Source organism: Desulfosporosinus sp. OT, from assembly GCF_000224515.1.
In the GTDB taxonomy this organism is placed as follows: Bacteria; Bacillota; Desulfitobacteriia; order Desulfitobacteriales; family Desulfitobacteriaceae; genus Desulfosporosinus.
The window spans coordinates 26669-33649 of sequence record NZ_AGAF01000041.1 but is presented as its reverse complement, the minus strand read 5'-3'; the positions used below and the strand labels follow the sequence as shown (position 1 = coordinate 33649).

Below are 6981 nucleotides of genomic sequence, written 5' to 3'. Positions count from 1 at the left end.
GCTAAACGAGGGGTTTTGGAACGCTGCGAAGTGACTCTGATGGGGACTTCCCTTAAAAGTATTGATCAAGCGGAAGACCGGGAAAGCTTTCGGGCTTTGATGCAGGAGTTGGGTGAGCCGATCCCTGAAAGTAAGATTGTAGCTCACGTTGAAGAGGCGCTTGAATTTGCTGCGAAAACGGGATATCCACTTATTGTGCGGCCGGCCTTCACCTTGGGAGGAACCGGGGGGGGAATTGTCCAAAATGCTGAAGAGCTGGAACAAATTGCAGCAAGCGGCCTGCAGGCCAGTCTGATTGGTCAGATCTTAGTGGAGCGAAGTGTGGCCGGCTGGAAGGAAGTCGAGTTTGAAGTTTTACGTGATGGAGCCGGAAACTGCATCACGATTTGCCATATGGAGAACATGGACCCAGTTGGCGTGCATACTGGGGATAGTATTGTTGTAGCCCCTTGTCAAACTTTGACCGATCGAGAGGTTCAAGCCTTACGCAGTGCGTCGCGGCGGATTGTGAATGGCCTGGGAATTGAAGGGGGATGTAATGTCCAGTTTGCTCTGCACCCCGCACGTAATGAATACGTAGTGATCGAGGTCAATCCTCGTTTAAGCCGTTCCAGTGCTCTCGCCTCGAAGGCTACTGGATATCCGATTGCTAAAGTCGCTGCCAAAATTGCGCTAGGCTATGCGCTTACGGAAATTAAAAATGCTGTTACTGAGAAGACCTCGGCTTGTTTCGAGCCGGCCTTAGATTATGTCGTTGTTAAAATCCCCCGCTGGCCCTTCGACAAATTTACTGAGGCAGATCGGCGCTTGGGTACCCAGATGAAGGCGACCGGAGAAGTGATGGGGATTGGTCGGAACTTAGAGACCGCCCTGCTCAAAGCGATCCGTTCGTTAGATATTAAAGCATACGGGCTCCGACTTCCGGAGCTGGAAGTGCTATCGGACGCTGAACTTAAAACCGAGTGCCTGCAGCCGGATGATCGCCAGCTGTTCGTTTTTGCAGAAGCCTTAAGACGAGGCTGGACAGTCGATTGGCTGGTTGAAGAGACGGGCTGGAACCTTTTTTATCTAAATTTCTTACGTCGTCTTGTCGATAATACGGTATTATTAGAACAAGCAGCTTGGGATAAAGCGTCCTTACTGCGTGCTAAACGCTTAGGTTATGCAGATCTAGAAATAGCGGCTCTATGGAAAAGCTCGGAAGATGAGGTTTATCGGTTCAGAATTGAGCATGGTATTCGCCCTGTATTTAAAATGGTCGATACCTGTTCGGGAGAGTTTGAGGCTACAACTCCTTACTTCTATTCCAGCTATGATGTTGAAGATGAAGGGGAAGTTCATAAGCGACCTAAAGTGGTTGTTTTAGGGTCCGGTCCAATTCGGATTGGGCAGGGGATTGAATTTGACTATTGTTCTGTGCACGCGGTGCTGGCTCTGCGCAAAGCCGGGTTTGAGAGTATTATTATTAATAATAATCCTGAGACAGTCTCGACAGACTTTGACACGGCTGATCGGCTTTATTTTGAACCCTTGACTTTAGAAGATGTCTCCGCAATTCTGGATAAAGAGCAACCCGATGGTGTCGTTGTTCAGTTCGGAGGGCAGACGGCCATTGGTTTGGCGAGTGGCCTGGCGAGGCGCGGCTACCCGATTTTAGGCACAGCAGTAGAAGATATTGACCGGGCCGAGGAGCGGGGAACCTTTGACCGTGTATTGCAAGAACTAGCGGCCAAACGTCCACGCGGAGGCGGGGCAACAAGCATGGAACAAGTGCAAACAGTAGCTCAAGAAATCGGATTTCCGTTGGTAGTTCGTCCATCGTATGTTCTGGGTGGAAGAGCCATGGACATTGTCTATGAAGCCAAGGAATTAGAGACCGTTGTAAGACGCGCTCTTTCTGCCTCCTCGGACCAGGAGATCTGGATGGATCAATATCTGCTGGGGAAAGAGGTAGAGGTCGATGCGATCTCCGACGGAGAAAATGTTTTTATCCCTGGGATTATGGAACATTTGGAACGGGCAGGGGTTCATTCCGGAGATTCTATCGCCGTCTATCCGCCTCAAACGTTAGACGTGAGTATGCAAGAGCGGATAATTACTTTGACTGAATCGTTAGCCCGATCTTTGAAAATTAAAGGCTTATTGAATATCCAATATGTCATTTATCAGAACGAACTCTTCGTTCTTGAGGTCAATCCTCGGTCCAGCCGCACCGTTCCCTTTCTGAGTAAGGTCACTGGGGTTCCAATCGTAGACTGGGCAACTCAAGTAATCTTAGGCAGAAAATGGGAAGAGATAAAAATTCCCCATGGCCTCTATCCAACGGGTGATCGGGTTGCCGTCAAAGCACCAGTGTTCTCCTTTTCGAAACTTCAGCGGGTTGAACCGTCTTTGGGCCCAGAGATGAAATCGACGGGCGAAGTCATGGGAATGGATAGGACGTATGAAAAAGCTCTCTATAAAGCGCTGCTCGGAGCGGGTTTGTCCTTCACAACATATGGTTCAGTGTTCGTGACCTTGGCAGATCGTGATAAAGCAGAAGGGGTAGCCCTTGCTCGTCGGTTCGCTGAACTGGGATTCCGCCTTTTAGCGACCGAAGGAACGACACGCTATTTAAAGAACGAGGGGCTTCGAGTAGAACAGCTTGCAAAATTGCATGATGGCTCGAATGAAATCATTGACGGGATACGCAAGCAGCAAATACAATATGTAGTCAATACAACAACTCATGGCCGAATACAGGAAAGTGATGGATTTGCGATCCGTAGAGCGGCCGTGGAACATGGAATCCCGTGTTTCACGAGTCTTGATACGGCTGCAGCGTTACTCCAGGTGCTGGAAAGCATTTCACCGGGACTCATGCCTCTGTAGATCGAGGTTCGAAGCACGATTCATGACTCACGAATCTAATACTACGGACTAGATCCGTTATAGAGGACGGCAGGAATTTTAGTTTCTTAGCAATATTTTTCTAATAGGTTGCAAAAGATTAAAGAACTTAATCATAATCTGAAATTTAAGTAAACTATCTTAAAGAGGCTAGTTGATATTCGATCTGAGATATTCGATAGGCAATCACGATGGGTGTTTGTGCACTATTCGAACATCGAACTTCGATCATTGAACCTCGAATTAGGGAAGGTGCGGGTGAGATGCTCACGGAAGGACTAGTGGTTGTTCATGAATGCTTAGGGGAGAAGGAGCAAAGGCTTCGACGCTTGGTTATAAAAGGACCGATTGCCAAAACTGCAAAGCCTGGACAATTCGTAGCTGTCCAAGTTCAGGACTCCTCAATCTCATCCTTTGATCCCTTGTTGCGGCGGCCTATCAGCTTAGCCCAAATTTCTCCGGATCAAGACGAAATTACTTTGCTCTACCGGATTCAGGGACGGGGAACCGAGATCTTAGCAAGAGCATGCTGCGGGGAGAGGCTCAGCATAATGGGGCCCTTAGGGCAAGGTTTTTCCGTTCCGAAAGAAGGGGAATTGTGGCTGATTGCTGGTGGAATCGGGATATTCCCACTTTATGCCTTAGCCCAGGATGCTCTTGCGCGGGGACTGACAGTGCGCTTGTTTTGGGGGGGAGAACACCAAAGGTTTCTAGAAAGCGCGGGACTTCTCCAGTGGCAAGCCCTAGGGATTCCGCTACATCTTAGTACCTTGGATGGAAGTTTTGGGCTAAAGGGTCTGGTGACCGAGCAGGTTGAGGAGCAGTTATCACTATTGTTTGGGCAAACAAAACAAGAACAGCCTCTGAGTGGAGGAAGTATTCGCATCGCAACTTGCGGTCCAAAAAAGATGATGCAGGCGGTTACAGAATTGGGCAGAAACTTCGGAGTTCCTGTGGAGGTTTCACTGGAAGAACGCATGGGATGCGCAGTTGGGGCCTGTTTAGGTTGTGTATGTACGCTTAGAGACGAAGCAGGTACTTTGATTCATAAAAAAGTATGTCAGGATGGGCCGGTTTTTCGAGGCGAGGAGGTTGTCTGGGATGTGTCCTGTTGATCTAACAACGCATATAGCAGGAATAACTCTAAGAAATCCAGTCCTGACGGGTTCAGGAACTTATGGCTTTGGTGAGGAGTATGCCGCCTATTGTCCAGTAGATGCTTTAGGGGGCATAACATTAAAGGGGCTTACTCCTGAGCCCAGGCTAGGAAATGAAGTTCCTCGGTTAGTGGAAACGCCGGCAGGCTTATTAAACGCAGTTGGGTTGGAAAACCCGGGACTCGAGGAATTTCTGAGGTCCTATCTTCCTAAGGTGCGAAAATTGCCTACTGCGGTGATTGCCAATATTTCTGGTTTTTCGCTGGAGGATTATGTGCAGATGGCCCGGGCATTGCAACGGGATTCAGGGTTAGCCGCATTGGAAGTGAACATCTCTTGTCCGAATGTTAAACATGGCGGAATGCATTTTGGCACGGATCCTAAAAGTGCTGAAGAAGTGATTGGGGCGGTCAAAGCAGTAACGGATCTTCCGATCATCGCGAAGCTTTCACCCAACGTCACTGATATTGTGGAAATGGCCCGAGCAGTTCAGAGTGGGGGAGCTGATGCGCTATCACTCATCAACACGCTTTTGGGAATGAGTATTGACCTGGATCAACAACGTCCAGTACTCGCTAATACGTTCGGAGGGCTTTCCGGACCAGCCATACGTCCGGTTGCTGTCCGCATGGTTTGGCAAGTTTCGCAAGCCGTCGATTTGCCAATCATAGGTATGGGCGGGATCACTCGGTGGCAAGATGCTGTGGAATTTTTCTTGGCAGGAGCATCGGCAATTAGTATTGGCACTGGGAACTTTGTTAATCCCCAAGCTCCGTTGGAGATTCTGCAGGGCATCGAAGACTACTGCGCTAAAAGGGGAATGGCTTCTGTACATGAATTAGTCGGATTGGCACATGTTTCTTAGAAGGGACAGTCTAAAAATGGAGGGATAGCGTATGGATAGGTCATTGAATAAGCGGGTTATGGTGGCGCTCGATGTTCAAGGGCGCGAAGAGGCTTTAGCCCTTGCAAAGGCACTTCAAGGCAGCGGGTGTTGGCTTAAAGTGGGGTTGGAACTTTACGCCTATTCTGGTCCGGCAATGATTCAGGAACTGAAAGATATGGGATTTCCTATTTTTCTGGATTTGAAGCTTCATGATATTCCCACCACCGTAGAACGGGCAATTAGAGGATTTGTTCAGTGTGGAGTTGACATGATCAATATTCATTGCAGTGGTGGATATGAAATGATGTCAAGGTCAGCTCACGCTGTAAAAGAAGCAGGGACTAAGCTGGGAAGTGTCCCGAAAGTAATAGGAGTTACGGTCTTAACAAGTATGTCAGAAGCTCAATTTCGACAAGAAATGGCGGTTCAGCGCGACCTTCGTGAGCATGTGGTAGCACTCGCCAAACTTGCTGAACGGGCAGGACTCGACGGAGTTGTGGCTTCTGCTATGGAAGCAGGAGAGATACGTCGGAATACTGAACCCAATTTCTTGATTGTTACCCCGGGGATTCGCCCGGCTTGGAGTGAAGCTCAGGACCAAGCGCGAGTTCTTTCCCCGTATGAAGCCTTAGCGGCCGGGAGTTCTTATCTCGTAGTTGGGAGGCCGATTACCCGCGCGGAGGATCCTCGTCAAGCTTTGGATCGACTTTGGGTACGGTAAGAAAAGGAGAGAAATAATTATAATGGCAAAACCATCGAACATAGGGGAAACGTTACTTACATCATCAGACTATTTGGATTTGTTTAGAAAAAGCAATGCTCTCTTGGACGGGCATTTCCTTTTAACTTCAGGAAAGCACAGCGCTCAGTACATGCAGTGTGCTCAAGTACTACAATACCCGGATCGGGCGGCCATATTAGCACAGGGCTTGGCTGCAAAGTTCCATGACATGGACATTCAAACGGTTATCGGACCTGCTATGGGAGGAATTTTGGTGGCCCATGAGGTCGGTAAGGCCTTGGGGGTGCGGGCTTTGTTTACAGAACGGGAAAACGGAATTATGCGTTTGCGCAGAGGGTTTACCCTTGTTCCCGGGGAACGCGTGCTGGTCGTTGAGGATGTGATCACAACCGGAGGATCCGTTCGTGAGGTGTTATCTGTGGTCCAAGAATTTGAAGCTATCCCAGTGGGGGTTGGTGTGCTTGTTGATCGAACTGGTGGAACAGTGGATTTTGGTTTGCCGCAGAGCTCAATTATTCAGCTGAATATCCAGGCTTTCGAAGCCCAAGAATGCCCGCTATGTGCGCAAGGGATCCCGGCTATTAAACCAGGAAGTCGGAAAGTCTAAAGGGAAAAGGGCTCTAATTAGCTGTTAGTTCTTAATATAAATTTATCATGAAGAAAAATTATAATCATCATAAAAAAAAGAAGGATATAATATGTTAGTGTGGAATGTATTCATACATGAGGACGTAACGAGAAAGATATAATGTGGAGGAGGGGTTTATTTGAAGAAAATTTTAGTGGCTACAGATGCTTCAGAGTATTCCCGAAAAGCGTTGAAAAATGCCTTGGAACTCGCTAGGAAATTTCACTCGGAAGTCGAGCTTCTGTTTGTCATGTACAAGCCGCTCGTGTATGATGTGAATCAGCTGGATATGGATCTCATTTCGCCTGACTTATTAGAAGAGGCAGGTGAGCTGGCGATACAAGCTACTCTTGAAGGAATGGATGTTACTGACGTTTCCCTAACCAAGAAAATATTGCCAGGGAAACCAGCAAACATTATCTTACGAGAGATTGAAAGCGAGAACATTGATTTGGTTGTTATGGGGAGCCATGGTTATGGAGCGATTGCTGGTGCCATCTTAGGAAGTGTCAGTCAGCGCGTTCTTCACGGAGCAAAATGTTCGGTTCTTATTGCCAAATAAATTACCTTTTTGTACAATGATATAGGAGCAGAGATTAAACAAGGCTGGAAGCATTTTGCTTTTAGCCTTGTTATATATCTATACTCATAATAATTTCTGCTCGAAATGAAGATTCTA

General features: G+C 47.8%; 6 protein-coding genes. All 6 read left to right on the top strand.

Annotation, left to right across the window (positions count from 1 at the left end):
- The coding region (gene carB / locus DOT_RS03360) for a carbamoyl-phosphate synthase large subunit (RefSeq protein ID WP_009614186.1) at positions 1–2871 on the top strand (2871 nt) is incomplete at its 5' end.
- A 281-nt stretch (positions 2872–3152) separates the two neighbouring features.
- Positions 3153–4004: a dihydroorotate dehydrogenase electron transfer subunit gene (locus tag DOT_RS03355; protein WP_040411125.1), complete on the top strand. Its 852-nt coding sequence runs from the start codon at positions 3153–3155 to the stop codon at positions 4002–4004.
- The gene (locus DOT_RS03350; RefSeq protein WP_009614182.1) at positions 3991–4911 is read left to right on the top strand and encodes a dihydroorotate dehydrogenase; all 921 of its coding nucleotides are present in this window, start codon (positions 3991–3993) and stop codon (positions 4909–4911) included. Before DOT_RS03355 ends, DOT_RS03350 begins: the two co-directional genes overlap by 14 nt.
- A 31-nt stretch (positions 4912–4942) precedes the next feature.
- A complete protein-coding gene (gene pyrF / locus DOT_RS03345) occupies positions 4943–5653 on the top strand; it encodes an orotidine-5'-phosphate decarboxylase (protein ID WP_040411123.1) in 711 nt (236 codons plus the stop codon).
- Positions 5654–5675: 22 nt separating this feature from the next.
- Entirely contained in the window at positions 5676–6281 is a 606-nt protein-coding gene (gene pyrE / locus DOT_RS03340; protein ID WP_009614178.1) for an orotate phosphoribosyltransferase, read from the top strand.
- Between the two features lie 160 nt (positions 6282–6441).
- The gene (locus DOT_RS03335; RefSeq protein ID WP_009614172.1) at positions 6442–6864 is read left to right on the top strand and encodes a universal stress protein; all 423 of its coding nucleotides are present in this window, start codon (positions 6442–6444) and stop codon (positions 6862–6864) included.
- Positions 6865–6981: the final 117 nt, after the last annotated feature.